The 16,270-nt window shown below is 40.2% G+C and carries 14 protein-coding genes, 2 pseudogenes and 1 other annotated feature; of the genes and pseudogenes, 15 read left to right on the top strand and 1 reads right to left on the bottom strand.

Going from position 1 to position 16,270, the window contains the following annotated elements:
* The first annotated feature begins 1 nt into the window (after window position 1).
* The 10 genes and pseudogenes from V471_RS10290 to V471_RS10255 all read left to right on the top strand — a co-directional run bounded on the left by V471_RS10290 (window position 2) and on the right by V471_RS10255 (window position 11,303).
* A complete protein-coding gene (locus tag V471_RS10290) occupies window positions 2-832 on the top strand; it encodes a hypothetical protein (RefSeq protein ID WP_084871496.1) in 831 nt (276 codons plus the stop codon).
* Between the two features lie 9 nt (window positions 833-841).
* The gene (locus V471_RS10285; protein WP_084871495.1) at window positions 842-3,916 is read left to right on the top strand and encodes a type III restriction-modification system endonuclease; all 3,075 of its coding nucleotides are present in this window, start codon (window positions 842-844) and stop codon (window positions 3,914-3,916) included.
* A 151-nt stretch (window positions 3,917-4,067) separates the two neighbouring features.
* Window positions 4,068-4,163 (top strand): annotated as a pseudogene (locus V471_RS11445) (ABC transporter permease); the annotation flags it as partial.
* 123 nt (window positions 4,164-4,286) lie between these two features.
* Window positions 4,287-4,423 (top strand) — a sequence feature (ribosomal protein L10 leader region).
* A 31-nt stretch (window positions 4,424-4,454) separates the two neighbouring features.
* Window positions 4,455-4,958 carry a 50S ribosomal protein L10 gene (gene rplJ / locus V471_RS10280; protein WP_004183007.1) on the top strand — a complete coding sequence of 168 codons (504 nt, stop codon included), beginning with the start codon at window positions 4,455-4,457 and terminating at the stop codon, window positions 4,956-4,958.
* 74 nt (window positions 4,959-5,032) lie between these two features.
* Window positions 5,033-5,401 carry a 50S ribosomal protein L7/L12 gene (rplL, locus tag V471_RS10275; RefSeq protein WP_084871494.1) on the top strand — a complete coding sequence of 123 codons (369 nt, stop codon included), beginning with the start codon at window positions 5,033-5,035 and terminating at the stop codon, window positions 5,399-5,401.
* A gap of 210 nt (window positions 5,402-5,611) precedes the next feature.
* Window positions 5,612-5,734, top strand: coding sequence for a hypothetical protein (locus tag V471_RS11345; RefSeq protein ID WP_002269975.1), 123 nt, complete (start codon window positions 5,612-5,614; stop codon window positions 5,732-5,734).
* A 116-nt stretch (window positions 5,735-5,850) separates the two neighbouring features.
* Window positions 5,851-7,404 (top strand): BCCT family transporter, encoded by a 1,554-nt coding sequence (locus tag V471_RS10270; protein WP_064524851.1) that lies wholly within the window; start codon window positions 5,851-5,853, stop codon window positions 7,402-7,404.
* Window positions 7,405-7,413: 9 nt separating this feature from the next.
* Window positions 7,414-7,569: pseudogene (locus V471_RS11255) on the top strand (LysR family transcriptional regulator); the annotation flags it as partial.
* Between the two features lie 197 nt (window positions 7,570-7,766).
* Window positions 7,767-9,503, top strand: coding sequence for an ABC transporter ATP-binding protein (locus tag V471_RS10260; protein ID WP_084871493.1), 1,737 nt, complete (start codon window positions 7,767-7,769; stop codon window positions 9,501-9,503).
* A 12-nt stretch (window positions 9,504-9,515) separates the two neighbouring features.
* The gene (locus V471_RS10255; RefSeq protein WP_060973332.1) at window positions 9,516-11,303 is read left to right on the top strand and encodes an ABC transporter ATP-binding protein; all 1,788 of its coding nucleotides are present in this window, start codon (window positions 9,516-9,518) and stop codon (window positions 11,301-11,303) included.
* A gap of 97 nt (window positions 11,304-11,400) precedes the next feature.
* Here V471_RS10255 and queA read toward each other — a convergent pair whose 3' ends face one another.
* Entirely contained in the window at window positions 11,401-12,444 is a 1,044-nt protein-coding gene (queA, locus tag V471_RS10250) for a tRNA preQ1(34) S-adenosylmethionine ribosyltransferase-isomerase QueA (RefSeq protein ID WP_084871492.1), read from the bottom strand.
* 151 nt (window positions 12,445-12,595) lie between these two features.
* Between queA and V471_RS10245 the strand changes: the two genes are divergently transcribed.
* The 5 genes from V471_RS10245 to V471_RS10225 all read left to right on the top strand — a co-directional run bounded on the left by V471_RS10245 (window position 12,596) and on the right by V471_RS10225 (window position 16,208).
* Window positions 12,596-13,297: a glucosamine-6-phosphate deaminase gene (locus V471_RS10245; RefSeq protein WP_060971296.1), complete on the top strand. Its 702-nt coding sequence runs from the start codon at window positions 12,596-12,598 to the stop codon at window positions 13,295-13,297.
* A gap of 196 nt (window positions 13,298-13,493) precedes the next feature.
* Window positions 13,494-14,477, top strand: coding sequence for an oxygen-dependent tRNA uridine(34) hydroxylase TrhO (trhO, locus tag V471_RS10240; RefSeq protein ID WP_084871491.1), 984 nt, complete (start codon window positions 13,494-13,496; stop codon window positions 14,475-14,477).
* 178 nt (window positions 14,478-14,655) lie between these two features.
* On the top strand, window positions 14,656-14,853 hold the full coding sequence (locus tag V471_RS10235) for a helix-turn-helix transcriptional regulator (RefSeq protein ID WP_014633454.1): 198 nt from the start codon (window positions 14,656-14,658) through the stop codon (window positions 14,851-14,853).
* A 13-nt stretch (window positions 14,854-14,866) separates the two neighbouring features.
* Entirely contained in the window at window positions 14,867-15,361 is a 495-nt protein-coding gene (locus tag V471_RS10230) for a DUF6773 family protein (RefSeq protein WP_049529395.1), read from the top strand.
* Between the two features lie 76 nt (window positions 15,362-15,437).
* Window positions 15,438-16,208 carry a nucleoside phosphorylase gene (locus V471_RS10225; RefSeq protein ID WP_049529394.1) on the top strand — a complete coding sequence of 257 codons (771 nt, stop codon included), beginning with the start codon at window positions 15,438-15,440 and terminating at the stop codon, window positions 16,206-16,208.
* The last annotated feature ends 62 nt before the right edge of the window (window positions 16,209-16,270 follow it).

Genomic DNA, 16,270 nt, shown 5'->3' with positions numbered 1-16,270 from the left:
GGTGGATAAACAGGAAATCAGTCAACTCAGTAAAGATACTTTTGTTGAAACGTTTTTAGATGTTATGATTGATGCGGGAAAAGACTGGATTAAGGAGCAAGGACTTTCTGCAATTACAGAAACTACATTTTCTTTAGGACTTTCTTCTATTCCGGTTTTAGGTAATGCTATTTCAAATTTTAAATTAACTAGATCAATAAAAAATCTTGAACTACTGGTGGCTGAACTTCAAGATGATTTTGATGCTATTAAACGGAATCTCAACGTTATGAGTGTTGAGGTTAAGAGAGATATAGATTCAGTATTTACCTATATGCTTGAAAAGACTGTTGAGGAAAAACAAGAGGAAAAGATAAAATTTTTTGCAAGTAGTTTTGTGAAACTGTCAGAATTTCAGAGCATAGATGTTGATATTAGTTATATTTATTACGATACTCTTTCTACTCTTACTGTACTAGATCTGAAAGTGCTTTTTGAAATGCAACGTGGATTTTCTTATTATTATTTAAATCCAGAAGAGACACCAAGTATAGATATTTCTCCTGAACAATTGAGAGCTGTTAAGTCTAATTTAGAAAGAATGGGATTAATTGAGAATCAATTTATATTGGACGTTGGGAAAGATATCGAAAAAATAAATGTAGCTATTTCTGAATACCGTGATGCAATTATTGAGGTTCAAGAACGATTAGAAAAACCTAAAACTAGAATTCATCCAATAAAATCTCGAACAAAATCGAAAGTACCAAAACTCAAAGCTAGAAATAAGTTAGTATTATCTAATTTTGGAAAATCAATGATAGATTTCTTTGGGAAGGTTTCAGAAAGGTAAATGTACAATATGAAACTACAATTTAAAAAACAACCATTCCAGTTGGATGCAGTTAGTGCCATTGCAGACTTATTTCAAGGGCAAGCCAAACAAACTGGAATTAGGTATATGGCTGATCCAGGTCGTCAAAAGTCAGATGAGGTGGATTTGGTATTGGATGCTTATCGTAATGCTCCTATCCGTTTGGAACCGGAAGGTATTCGACGGAATGTTCATGCCGTACAGACTCGTTTTGGTTTACGGCCTTCTGACAGTTTGTCGGTCGATATGGTTGCAGGTCGTCCAGCCTATAATTTTTCTATAGAGATGGAGACAGGGACGGGGAAAACTTATACCTATATCCGTACCATTATGGAGTTAAATAAACGTTATGGCTGGCTCAAATTTGTTATTGTTGTTCCAAGTGTTGCCATACGTGAAGGAGTTCTCAAGTCTTTGCAGATTATGATAAGTCACTTTCAGATGGAGTATGGGAAGCAACCACGCTATTTTGTCTATGATTCCTCCCGTCTAGGAGATTTAGATAGTTTTGCTAACTCGTCGGACCTTCAAATCATGGTCATCAACTCTCAGGCTTTTAATGCAAGAGGTAAAGATGCACGCCGTATCCATGCGAAACAGGAAAGTTTTCGTTGGCGGCGTCCGATTGATGTTTTAGCAGCCATGAATCCAATCATGATTATTGATGAGCCTCAGTCTGTTGAAGGTAAGAAGACAAAAGAACGATTAAAAGACTTTACCCCCCTCTTTACCCTTCGATATTCGGCTACCCATAAAGAAAAGTATGATATGGTTTATCGATTGGATGCTATGGATGCTTATAACCAAAAATTGGTTAAGAAGATTGCTGTGAAGGCTATCGAACAAACTGGAACAACTGGGACACAAGGTTATCTGTATTTGCAAGAAATCCTTCCTCAGAAATCTGGTTCTCCAAAGGCTAAGATAGAGTTCGAAGTAAGAAATCAGTCGGGAGTGAAACGTAAAACAAGAATCGTTGAAGAACCTTTTGATCTATATGCTGAATCCGGGAATCTGTCCTCCTATCAAAGTATGACATTGAGTCAATTTAACGCAAGAGACAATAAAATCCAGGTCGGTGCGACACAGGAATTATATGTTGGAGAGGTCATGGGTGAAGTGGATGAGTCTAGCATGCGAAGAATTCAAATTCGTGAGACCATTAAGAGCCACCTAGAGAAGGAAAGTAGACTATATAATCGTAGAATCAAGGTTCTTTCTCTATTCTTCATTGATGAGGTTGCAAAATATAAGCAATACGACGCTCAAAATGATCCTCACAATGGGGAGTATGCTCAAATCTTTGAAGAAGAGTATGAAAGTCAAGTTAGACAGTTCTTACGTACTCAAGAACCTTCTCCTTATTATCGTTATCTGGAATCTCATCTTGAAGGCAACGCAGTTCATGCGGGTTACTTTTCAGTCGATAAAGTGAAAAAGTCAGATAAGACGGTATTTGTGGATTATAAATCTGCTAGTGAAAAGAAAAGCAACTCATCAAACGATAAAGATGCCTATGATTTGATCATGAAAGATAAGGAACGCTTGTTGAGTTTTGAGGAACCAGTACGCTTTCTATTCTCGCACTCAGCCTTAAAAGAAGGTTGGGACAATCCCAATGTGTTTCAAATTTGCACTCTTAAACAGTCTTCGGCAGAAACTAGAAAGCGACAAGAAATTGGCCGTGGGATGCGTTTAGCTGTGGACCAAAATGGAATTCGTCAGGACTTGGAACTCCTAGGGAATGATGTTCATGAAATTAATAAACTGACGGTTATTGCAAATGAAAGCTATGACCAATTTGCGCGTGGTTTACAAGCAGAGTTAAAAGAGCTGTTAGCTGATCGTCCTGTAAAAGTCGATGTTGCCTTATTTGAAAATAAAGTAATCGAAAACGAAGCAGGGGGAAGGATCAGAATCACCAAAGAACAGGCAGAGTCTATCCAGTTTGATTTGATTCGTCAGGGTTATATTGATAAGAACGGTCAATTAACTACCAATTATTTTACTGATAAAGAAAATAACCAGTTGAACTTATCAGATACACTTCCTGGATATGAGAAACAAGTTGTTGAAGTTCTAGAAAGTATTTACCAACCTGGAAAATATGAGATTGAAAATGAAAACAATACAACAGTGCAGTTCTCTAAGGAAGTAAATAGAGAAAATATCGCTCGAAAAGAATTCTTGTCACTTTGGAATCAGATTAATCGCAAAACAGCTTATCAAGTTACTTTTGATGATGCTGAGTTAGTAGAACAGTCTGTTGCTTATATTAATGAGAAGCTAGTGGTTAGTCAACCAATATATAATATTACGCAGGCTAGTGCAAGCCAAATGACCAAAGAAGGTCTAGGATTAGTTGTTGGAGAAAATGATCGTCAACAGGAGTATGTCGAAAATAGCCAAATTACAACTCAGTATGATTTGTTAGGGGAAGTAGCGGATTATACGGGTCTAACTCGGAAAGTAGTAGCAGAAATTCTAAGTAAGATTCATGTTTATCAGTTTGAAAAGTTTAAACAAAATCCAGAAGAATTCATTCTAAAAGTATCGAAGCTGATTAATGAGCAAAAAGCAGCTCAAATTATCAAACATATTCAATACAATATTTTAGAAGATGAATATGATATGGATCTATTCTATGATAATGCAGAAACTGCGAAACTTTCAGATGAGCATTTGCTAGAATCAAAAAAAGGTATCTATAACTTTGTAAAGGTTGACTCGAATATCGAGCGTAAGTTTAAAGAATCCCTGGAGCAGTATGAAGACGTTCGTGTGTACGTGAAACTACCTGGGAAGTTCAGCATTCGTACACCTCTTGGAAATTACAATCCAGACTGGGCAATAGCTTTTCGCGAGGGAAGTGTGAAACATATCTACTTCGTGGCAGAGACTAAAGGCTCCATGTCTAGCCTTCAGCTGAAACAAGCCGAAAAAGCAAAGATCGAGTGTGCAAAAGCGCATTTTAGAGCACTTGCTGAAGCTGGTCTGATTAGTGATCAATATATTTATGGTGTTGTTTCTAGTTATGAAGAATTACTAGGACTCGTTAAATAATAGGCAGTAACCTTCATAATAAATTTATATCCGATAGTAAAAAAGGATTACTGACCATTATATTTATAGATGAACTTTGTGCTATTCCTATCATCCTCAAACTAGTGTGGCTAGTTCCATTATTTTGAAAGGTAATACTTGAATTAAGTTCATAGCCTTCTCAGCAGCTGTAGGGATTATCTTTGGTCTCCTACCGGCTAATAAAGCTTCGAAACTCGATCCTATCGAAGCTCTTAGATATGATTAGACATCACCTCTTGAAATCTTTGGATTTTGAGAGGTTTTATGCTTTTCAAAAAAGATAGCGAAAAAAATCAAAAAAAGTTGCATTTTTTTCTTGACGTCTGATTTAGGTCATGATATTATAAATGAGGTTTGAAAAAACTGACCTAAGACAGTTGGGGAGTTAAACTCATAAACATCCAACCGAGGCACAAAACGTAACTATTTTTTTGGAACGTATTGTACTTTCGTGTCTAGGTTTAGGTACGATTTTTTTGTGCCTAGCCCAAAAATAAAAACGGAGGTAAAACTACTAATGAGTGAAGCTATTATTGCTAAGAAAGCTGAACAGGTTGCGATTGTCGCTGAGAAAATGAAAGCAGCAGCATCTATCGTTGTTGTTGACTCTCGTGGACTTACAGTTGACCAAGATACAGTTCTTCGTCGTAATCTTCGTGAATCAGGCGTTGAATTTAAAGTTATCAAAAACTCAATCTTGACTCGTGCAGCTGAAGAAGCAGGTCTTGAAGACCTTAAAGGACTCTTCGTTGGTCCATCTGCCGTAGCATTCTCAAACGAAGATGTTATCGCACCAGCGAAAGTTATTAGCGAATTTGCTAAAGACGCAGAAGCTCTTGAAATCAAAGGTGGTGTTGTTGACGGCGCGTTCACTTCAGTCGAAGAAATCAACGCTCTTGCATCACTTCCAAACAAAGAAGGTATGCTTTCTATGCTCCTTTCTGTACTTCAAGCGCCAGTGCGCAACGTTGCATACGCTGTCAAAGCGGTTGCAGAAAGCAAAGAAGACGGTGCTGCGTAAGCCCATCTTCACAACTCGTAGCCTAAGCTACGTTTAAAAAATTATATTAAAAAACACATTTGGAGGAAATCACAATGGCATTGAACATTGAAAACATTATTGCTGAAATTAAAGAAGCTTCAATCCTTGAATTGAACGACCTTGTAAAAGCTATCAAAGAAGAGTTTGGCGTAACTGCTGCTGCTCCTGTAGCTGCTGCTGCAGCTGGTGCTGCTGACGCTGGTGCTGCTAAAGATTCATTCGACGTTGAGTTGACATCTGCAGGCGACAAAAAAGTTGGCGTTATCAAAGTTGTACGTGAAATCACAGGCGAAGGTCTTAAAGAAGCTAAAGCTATCGTTGACGGTGCACCATCAGTTCTTAAAGAAGGTGTTGCTGCAGCTGAAGCTGAAGAAATCAAAGCTAAACTTGAAGAAGCTGGAGCTTCAGTTACTCTTAAATAATAAGGTAACGACTCAAGTCGCTTAATAAAGAAAACCAGGGCATAAGCTCTGGTTTTTTTTTACGATAAGCGATTGATAGAAACTGATAAATTGATTTGGTTTCCTGCCAAAAATCCTGCCAAAAATTCTTTGGCAGGATTTTTGTTTTAATAAACTATCGGGGGTAGACACTAGATTGTCTACCCTTTTTTTTGCGTTTTGGAGGTAATTATGCAAAAGGAAGAACAGTCATCACGTCAAATCGTGAAGAGCCATATCATGACCATCATGGGAGTTGATAATCTAAAAGCAACTCAACTGGTAAATGAAATGGAACAAACAGGTTTAATCTGATTTGATGAATTCGGTTGTTATATGTATAAATTAAACAATTGTGTTACAATGAAACCATATAGAATTTTAAGTTTTCTCAAAAACTTTCTATAACTAAGAACACATAAGGAGGTAAAATGGTGAAGTATTCTAAAATAACAAAAGTTTTTCAGCTTTCACTCGTCATCATATTTATTTTAGTCTTGTTAGGGCTCTTTGTTCCCCAGCAGTTTCAAAATATTAGTTTTTACTTAAAAAATCTCTTAACAACTAGTGTTGGCTGGTTTTACTTGTTATTGGTTACGGGGATTTTAATTTTTTGTGTCTTTTTAATTGTAAGTCCGATAGGGCAGATTCGCTTGGGTAATCCCACGAGTCGGCCAGAGCATTCGACGACGTCATGGATTGCTATGATGTTTTCTGCTGGAATGGGGATTGGTCTGGTCTTTTATGGGGCAGCAGAGCCTTTGAGTCACTTTGCTATCTCGACGCCCAATGCAGAAATAGGCAGTGCGGATGCTCTCGCAGATGCTTTTCGTTTTACTTTTTTTCACTGGGGATTTCATGCTTGGGCGGTCTATGCCCTGGTGGGATTGTCTTTGGCTTATTTTGGCTTTCGTAAACGGGAGAAATATCAGCTCTCAGTCGTCTTTAAGCCTCTTTTTGGAAAATATGCGGACGGACCAATAGCAACCATTATCGATACCATCACCATTATTGCGACAGTGATTGGGGTAGCGACAACGCTCGGCTTTGGTGCCTCACAAATCAATGGTGGTCTCTCCTATGTCTTTGGTATTCCTAATAATAGTCTTGTGCAAGTCATCATTATCATCATTGCGACAATTCTTTTTCTTATTTCTGCCTTATCAGGTTTAGGAAAGGGTGTTAAAATCCTATCTAATACAAACTTGATTTTAGCTATTGTCTTGCTTGCTGGAGTCATAGTTTTGGGGCCAACGGTTAAGATATTTGACACCATGACAGACTCTATCGGCCTTTATTTTCAAAACTTCTTCCGTATGAGTTTTCGGGCGGCGGCTTTTGATGAGACCAAGCGGGCTTGGATTAACCAATGGACCATTTTTTACTGGGCATGGTGGATTTCCTGGTCACCTTTTGTGGGCGTCTTTATTGCCCGTATCTCAAAAGGTCGGACTATTCGCGAATTTTTGACAGTAGTGCTTTTGGCACCAACAGTCCTTAGTTTTATCTGGTTTTCTGCTTTTGGTACCTTATCTACTTCACTACAAGATTCGGGGGTTAATTTGATACGTTTTGCCACAGAAGAAATTCTTTTTGCCTCTTTTAATGAATATCCTCTGGGAAGTGTCCTTTCACTCCTGGCAATTATTTTAGTTTTAACCTTCTTTGTGACCTCGGCGGATTCTGCCACCTATGTTTTGGCCATGTTGTCTGAAGATGGCAATCTAAATCCAAGTAATCGTAAAAAGGTGATTTGGGGTGTCATGCTGGCCTTGATTGCTATTGCACTCATGTTTTCTGGTGGATTGACAGCTTTACAAAACACGCTCATTATTGTCGCTTTTCCATTTTCTATAGTACTAGTGTTGATGATGTGGTCGCTTATGAAAGAGTTATATCACGAAAAAGAGCAAATGGGACTCGCCATTACACCAGACCGATATCCTGAGAAGAATCAACCGTTTAAATCTTATGAGGAAAATTAGGAGGATGGCATGGAGTTAAGAGTGCTTCGTTATTTTATTACTATTGCTGAGGAGGGGAGTATCTCCAAGGCAGCTGAGAAGCTGATGATTACTTAGCCGACACTCAGTCGTCAGTTAAAAGATTTGGAGCAGGAACTTGGTGAACCTCTTTTTATCCGTGAACATATCAAGTCGCTTAATAAAGAAAACCAGGGCATCAGCTCTGGTTTTTTCTATTGCTTTTAATATTTTCATTTGTTAGAATGTAGGTGATGTGCGTGCTTGTCACGCCCTTTTTCTGTGTCTTTTACGGCTTTAGTGGTTGTAAATAACTATAAAAATCTTAAAGGTATGGTAAATGCTAAAAAGAAAAGGAGAAATTTATGGCTTATATTTGGTCTTATCTCAGACGTTATCCTAAGTGGCTAGCAATGAATTTTACGGCGGCCATTTTATTTGTTATTGCTAACTTGGGTTTGCCGACGGTTCTTGCCAGAATGATTGATGAGGGAATAAACCGTGGTGATGTTGATAAGCTTTACGCTTATGCTTGGGTCATGTTTGGTGTAGTTTTGACTGGGATTGTTGGTCGTATACTTCTGTCCTATGCGGTTGGTAAGTTGACCACTACTATGGTGCAAGTCATGCGTAATGACATTTATGCTAAGCTTCAGGAGTATTCCCACTACGAGTATGAGCAGATTGGGGTATCCTCTTTGGTGACTCGTATTACATCAGATGCTTTTGTGCTTATGCAGTTTGCGGATCAGGTTCTTAAGCTAGGGGTTATCACTCCTTTGATGATGGTTTCCAGTGTCTTTTTGATTTTGACGACAAGTCCATCTTTGGCTTGGATTGTGGCAATCTCCTTGCCTTTCCTAGCCGTAGTAGTCTGGTATGTGGCGGTAAAAACGCGTCCGCTTTCTGAAAAACAACAGGCAACTCTCGACAAGATTAACCAGTATGCTCGTGAAAATCTGACTGGACTTCGTGTCATCCGAGCTTTCGCTAGAGAAGATTTTCAAGAGAAGAAGTTCGCTTCTGAAAATGCTGTCTATGCGGATAATTCAAACAAGCTCTTTAAATTAACTGGTTTGACCGAGCCACTTTTTGTGCAAATCATCATCGCTATGATTGTGGCAATTGTTTGGTTTGCTCTTGAGCCATTAGGTTCTGGGACTTTAGCAATCGGTGACTTGGTTGCTTTTATTGAGTACAGCTTCCATGCACTATTGTCCTTCCTTTTCCTAGCCAATCTCTTTACCATGTATCCTCGTACAGCGGTATCTAGTGAACGTCTGCAGGAAATTATGGACATGCCGATTTCTATCAATCCAAATGAAGATGGCGTGACAGAAACCGAGACTAAGGGATATTTGGAATTTGACAATGTGACCTTTGCCTATCCTGGTGAAACTGAAAGTCCTGTCCTACACAACATTTCTTTCAAGGCAAAACCTGGTGAAACCATTGCCTTTATCGGATCAACGGGTTCAGGAAAATCATCACTTGTACAGTTGATTCCACGCTTTTATGATGTAACACTTGGACGCATTCTTGTTGATGGTGTAGATGTCCGTGATTACAATCTTAAGGCTCTTCGTCGTAAGATTGGCTTTATTCCACAAAAAGCTCTACTCTTTACTGGAACTATCGGTGAAAATATCCGTTATGGTAAGGAAAATGCCAGTCATGAAGAATTGAATCAAGCTACTGATGTGGCTCAAGCCAAGGAATTTATCGAAAGTAAGGAAGAACGCTATGATTCTCATTTGGCTGAGGGTGGTAGCAACCTTTCTGGTGGACAGAAGCAGCGTTTGTCAATTGCACGTGCGGTGGTTAAACGTCCTGATCTTTATATCTTTGATGATTCCTTCTCTGCCTTGGACTACAAGACTGATGCGACCTTGCGCCGTCGTCTAAAAGAAGTGACTCAAGATGCGACAGTCCTGATTGTAGCCCAACGTGTGGGAACTATCATGGATGCTGATCAAATCATTGTTTTGGATGAAGGTGAAATCGTTGGTCGTGGCCGTCATGAAGAGCTTATGGAAAGCAATGATATTTACCGTGAAATTGCTAATTCACAATTGAATCAAAAGAGTCTTACGGAAGACTAGAAGGAGGTCAAAATGAAGAATAATAAAAAGAAAACAAACCATTCCTCAAGTTTTGGCCGTCTTTGGTCATACTTGCAGGCTTATCGTTTCCCACTTTACCTAGCCATTTTCTTGAAAATTGTTAGTGTCATCATGAGTGTCATTGAACCCGTAGTCATTGGTTTAGCTATTACAGAGCTGACCAAAAATACGCTGGATATCATTAAGGGGGTAGAAGGCGCCCATATCAATGTATCCTATGTTGGTTTGGTTCTGGTTGTTTATCTCTTGCGTGGTCTTATTTATGAGTTGGCTGCCTACTATTCCAACTATTTCATGACCAATGCTGTGCAAGCAACGGTTCAAGATATGCGAAATGAGATGACCGATAAAATCAATCGTACCTCAGTGTCATACTTTGATAAGCACCAGTTTGGGGACCTCTTGGGCCGCTTTACTAGTGACGTTGAGACAGTATCTAATGCCTTGCAGCAGTCATTCTTGCAGATTGTTAATGCCGTCTTTACTCTAGTCTTAGTTATTGGAACAGTGCTTTACCTTAATCTTCAATTGGGAGCTATAGTTGTCGTCACTATTCCCATTACTTTCTTTGGTGCCCGTTTTATCATGAGTAAGTCTCAACCTTACTTTAAGCAGCAGGCTGATGCTCTAGGTACTCTTAATGGTTTTGTTCAGGAAAATCTGACTGGTTTCAATGTGCTTAAACTTTTTGGCCGTGAGGATAGATCTTTAGACGACTTTAAAGAGATTACGGAAGACCTTCAGAAGGTAGGTTTTAAGGCCAATTTCATTTCAGGCCTCATGATGCCTGTCCTTAATGGTTTATCTGACTTGACCTATCTCATTGTCGCTGTTCTAGGTGGTTTGCAAGTTTTGGCTGGTCGCTTGACGATTGGTAATATGCAGGCCTTTGTTCAGTACGTTTGGCAGATTAATCAACCTATTCAGAACTTGACTCAGTTAGCTGGACAATTGCAGAGTGCTAAGTCTTCTTTGGACCGTATTTTCCAACTGATGGATGAACCAGACGAGGCTAATGATGCTACTGAAGTGCTTGAAGGAGATTTGACCGGTCAGGTTAGCTTTAAGCATGTAGACTTCCAGTATGTGGCTGATAAACCTTTGATTCGTGACTTTAATCTTGAAGTCAATCCTGGCGAAATGGTCGCTATTGTCGGCCCAACTGGTGCCGGAAAATCAACGATTATCAATCTTCTCATGCGTTTCTATGATGTGACGGCTGGTTCTATCTCGGTTGATGGTCATGATATTCGTAACTTATCACGTCAGGATTATCGTAAACAGTTTGGTATGGTGCTTCAGGATGCTTGGCTCTTTGAAGGAACTATCAAGGAAAATCTTCGTTTTGGTAATCTTGAGGCAACTGATGAAGAAATTGTTGAAGCCGCTAAGGCTGCCAATGTGGACCACTTTATCCGTACGCTACCTGGCGGTTACAACATGGAAATGAACCAGGAATCAAGTAACATTTCACTGGGACAAAAGCAACTTTTGACCATTGCGCGTGCGCTTTTGGCTGATCCTAAAATCTTGATTTTGGACGAGGCAACCTCATCAGTTGATACCCGTCTGGAACTCTTGATTCAAAAGGCTATGAAGACTCTCATGCAGGGTCGAACAAGCTTTGTCATTGCTCACCGTCTGTCAACTATCCAAGAGGCAGACAAGATTTTGGTCCTTAAAGATGGTCAAATCATCGAACAAGGGAACCATGAATCCCTTCTTGCAGATAAAGGCTTCTATTACGATTTGTATAATAGCCAGTTTGCAGAGAAATAAACAAAATAATCCATCAGTTCATAACTGGTGGATTTTTGCTGATTTTAACGAGCAATAAAAGAGACTTCCCCAGTGAGAGAAGTCTCAAAATTAATATTTATTTCTCAGCAGGTCGTGTGACGAACATGGCATCTCCGAAACTGAAGAAGCGGTAGCGTTCTTGGACGGCGTGTTTGTAGGCATCGAGGACAAATTCACGGCCAGCAAAGGCTGAAACCAACATGACCAAAGTTGATTTTGGAAGGTGGAAGTTGGTTGAAAAGGCGTCTACGACTGTGAATTGGTAGCCTGGTTTGATAAAGATATTAGTCCAGCCTGAGTCGGCTTGGAGTTGACCATCGTATTTATTGCCGATTGTCTCAAGTGTTCGTATTGAAGTAGTTCCTACTGCAATGATGCGGCCTCCAGCGGCTTTGACGCTATTAAGGGTATCGGCAGCGTCTTGACTGAGGGTGTAAAACTCTGAGTGCATCTCATGTTCGTCGACATTCTCAACAGAAACAGGTCGGAAGGTTCCCAGTCCAACGTGGAGGGTGAGGTAGACCAATTTTACGCCTTTAGCTTCAATCTTTTGAAGTAATTCAGGAGTGAAATGGAGGCCAGCTGTTGGAGCAGCGGCAGAGCCATTTTCCTTGGCATAGACTGTTTGGTAACGGTCGCGGTCTTCCAATTTTTCATGGATATAAGGTGGCAATGGCATCTCACCCAAGCTTTCCAAAACCTCAAGGAAGATACCGTCGTAGTTAAATTCTACGATTCGTCCACCGTGATCTAGTTCCTCAGTAACAGTGGCAGTCAAACGGCCATCACCAAAACTGACTTTAGCACCTACTTTAAGGCGTTTGGCTGGTTTGGCTAAAACTTCCCATTGATCCCCTTGGGTATTTTTCAAAAGGAGAAATTCCACATGGCCGTGGGTATCAGGCTTTTCACCATAGAGGCGGGCAGGAAGCACGCGCGTATTGTTCATGACCAAGGCATCGCCAGGGTTAAGCTGGTCAATGATGTGGTCGAAGTGGGTATCAGTCATTTCCTTGGTTACAGGATCAATGACCAAGAGTTTAGAGGCATCACGTTGTTCCAATGGGGTTTGGGCAATCAGTTCCTCTGGTAGTTCAAAATCAAAATCGTTTGTATTCATTTCTTTCCTCGTTTAAAAATTTTCAGCCTTTTTATTATAGCACGATATAGGATGACAGTCATTAAAGGAGTTGAGTGAAAGCGCTTGACAAAAAGGTTAAAAAAAGAGATAATAAAGAAAAATGGTATATACCAATATCGAGGTGAATAGAATGAAAAAGATTTTAGTTAAGAATCAAGTTGAGGGAGGACAAGTTGCCTTTGATCTTCTTAAAGAGAGCCTTGCAGCAGGTGCTCAAACCTTGGGCTTGGCGACAGGTAGTTCACCTATCGCTCTTTACCAAGAGATGGTTGAAAGCGACGTGGATTTTTCGGAGCTTTATAGTGTCAATTTGGATGAGTACGTCGGACTAGCACCAGACCATGAGCAGAGCTATCATGCCTTTATGAAGGCTCAACTCTTTGATGCCAAGCCATTTAAGGAGAGCTTCTTGCCTGACGGTATGGCTGAGGACTTGGAGCAGGCGGCTAAGGATTATGATGACGTCTTGGCACAACATGCCATTGATTTGCAAATCCTAGGAATCGGAAGTAATGGGCATATTGGCTTTAATGAGCCAGGTACACCTTTTGATAGTCAAACTCATGTGGTCGACTTGACGGACAGCACCATTGAAGCCAATAGCCGTTTCTTTGCCAGTCGTGACCAAGTCCCTACGAAGGCTATTTCAATGGGAATTGCTTCCATTATGGCTGCTAAGAAGATTATCTTGTTTGCCTATGGTGACAAGAAGGCAGATGCCATTTTCAAAATGGTCAAGGGTCCTGTGACAGAGGAAGTACCAGCTAGTGTCTTGCAAAATCATCCAGATGTGACTCTTATCTTGGATGAGGCAGCTGCTGCAAAATTGTAAGATAATACATGAGTCAAGAAGAGGCGAGTATAGAAAAAAACAGGTTGAGCTATTTGGCGCTCAGCTTTTTCTTTTGTGAAAAGTCACTTCCAAGCAAATCAATTGCTTAGCTCTCTTTGATAGCGCTATAATAGTTAAGTTGACTTTGACTATCAAACAACAGATATAGATATTTCATAAAGAAAGAGGACATACAATGGCAAAACCTATTCGAGTATTGCTTTATTATAAATACCTTCCCATCGAAAATGCTGAGCAATTTGCGGCTGACCACTTGGCTTTCTGTAAGTCAATCGGTCTGAAAGGACGTATCTTGGTCGCTGACGAGGGAATCAATGGAACGGTTTCTGGTGACTATGAAACCACTCAAAAATACATGGACTACGTTCACAGCCTTCCAGGTATGGAGGACCTTTGGTTCAAGATTGATGAGGAAGAAGAGCAAGCCTTCAAGAAGATGTTTGTTCGTTACAAGAAGGAAATCGTTCACCTTGGTTTAGAGGATGATAACTTTGACAGCGACATCAATCCGCTTGAAACAACGGGTGCTTACTTGTCACCAAAGGAGTTTAAAGACGCCCTTTTAGATGAGGACACTGTTGTCCTCGATACACGTAACGACTATGAGTATGACCTTGGTCACTTCCGTGGAGCCATTCGTCCAGACATTCGTAACTTCCGTGAATTGCCACAATGGGTCCGCGACCATAAAGAAGAGTTCATGGACAAGCGCGTGGTTGTTTACTGTACTGGTGGTGTCCGCTGTGAGAAATTCTCAGGTTGGATGGTCCGTGAAGGCTACAAAGATGTTGGTCAATTGCATGGCGGTATCGCGACTTACGGAAAAGATCCAGAGGTTCAAGGGGAGCTTTGGGATGGTAAGATGTATGTCTTTGACGAGCGTATTGCCGTTGATATCAACCATGTAGACCCTGTCGTTGTCGGTAAGGATTGGTTCGATGGGACGCCTTGCGAACGCTATGTCAACTGCGGTAATCCATTCTGTAACCGTCGTATCCTTGCTTCAGAGGAAAATGAAGATAAATACCTCCGTGGCTGCTCACATGAATGCCGTGTTCACCCACGCAACCGTTATGTCTCTGAAAATGGTTTGAGACAAGAAGAAGTTGTCGAACGTCTTGCGGCAATTGGTGAAAGCTTGGATGTAACCCCTGCTTAAGTTTAAATAGTGAAGAAGCTGAGAGAAATCTCGGTTTTTTATTTTGCAATTTATTTCTAAAATAATAACAGATATATATTGCAATTAGAAATATATAGTGTATAATTAAGATGAAAACAGATGGTGAACCTAATCAATGTCGACGATAATATCAGATAAGATGAAAAGGAGGGGGCATGTGGCAAAGAATTTACGCTTAAAAGCAGCTCGAGCAGAGCATGATATGACCCAGGGTGACTTGGCAGAAGCGGTAGGTGCAACAAGACAAACCATAGGGTTGATTGAAGCTGGAAAGTACAATCCCAGCCTAGGTTTATGCATTGCCATTTGCAAGACACTGGACAGGACCTTGGATCAACTGTTTTGGGAGAATTAGGAAGGAAGTAAAGATGATGAAATTTAAGCTTGTTAATAATAAAGTTACAGATGAACGAGAAAAAGCTCTAAATAATAAAGTTGGTGCAGAATGTTTTTACATAATGATTGCTGGGACGCTTGCGTGCTTGGTCTATAGTTCCTTCTTTAACAAGGGGGTTATTACCTCTAATTACTTGGCCTTTCCATTATTTATAGCATGGATTTGGTCTATTTATAGATCTGAACGACTTAGTGTTAACACATTTGGGGGTTCCGGAATGACAGTCTTAGGTTGTTTACTGGTGACTGCGCTTATCACTCTTATGATAATGTCAGCTAACTATCAGTTTAACCACAATGTCTATCATAATAATCCCCTGGATCCTAGATATCTCATGGCTTGGCCACTTACTTATATTTTGTATATTCCCTTTGTCTTTTTTATGAATTGGGCTCTCACAGCACTGGGAAGATATGAGAGAAGACGTCTTGAAAAACAGCTGGACGATTTGGAGAATGAAGACTAAATAGTGTTAGAATCAGACCAGACTTGGGTCTGATTTTATTATGTTATAATGGGTCCTGAAACTAAGGAGGTCACGTATGCTACTAACTGAATTTGATGCCAATAGACAAGCGATTATCAATCCCGAGGACTTGAATGAGCCTCTTGAGGGGTTTCCTAAAATAGCTGTATCCTGTTTTTCTCGTTCGACCTTTCAACGAATGCTTGAGATGTTTCCTCATGAACTTATCTATGAAACGTCCATGGCGAATGTGGCTATTCCGATATATAAGCTTGTTATTGATGAGCAGGAGTTGGCTCTTTTTAATGCACCTGTAGGTGCCTCTGCCTGTGTGGCTATTTTAGAGGATATTTTTGCTTTGGGAACTGATAAACTGGTGCTCTTTGGGACTTGTGGGGTGCTTGATAAAGATATTAAAGAGACTTCTATTATTATCCCTAGTCATGCTCTTAGAGATGAAGGAACGAGTTTTCACTATGTGGAAGCTAGCAATGAGATTGCGGTAAATGTGGGTGTTTTAGCTTGTTTTCGTTCCTATCTCAATGAGCGTCAGATTCCTCATAAGGAAGGCAAGGTCTGGACAACTGATGGTATTTACCGTGAGACGAGTGCTAAACTCAAAGCTCGAAAGGCAGCAAGGGCCATTTGTGTGGATATGGAGTGCTCTGCAGTTGCAGCTTTAGCAAAGTTTAGAGGTGTTGAGGTCTGCCACTTCTTCTATGCTGCGGATCACCTTTCTGAAGGTAATTGGGACGCTCGTAACCTGATGAATCATATGGACTTGGATGAAAAGGACAAGGTGGCTTTATTAGCTTTGGAGTTTGCGTGTGACTGGAGTAAACCTTAAAAATTCTACTTTTTAGATTTCTTATTTGTAATCATTCTAAATAACTGTTATAATACTATTTA

Source organism: Streptococcus salivarius (genome assembly GCF_002094975.1).
Taxonomy (GTDB): Bacteria; Bacillota; Bacilli; order Lactobacillales; family Streptococcaceae; genus Streptococcus; species Streptococcus salivarius_D.
The sequence above is the reverse complement of the archived record's forward strand: the minus strand, read 5'-3'. Positions and strand labels throughout refer to the sequence as shown.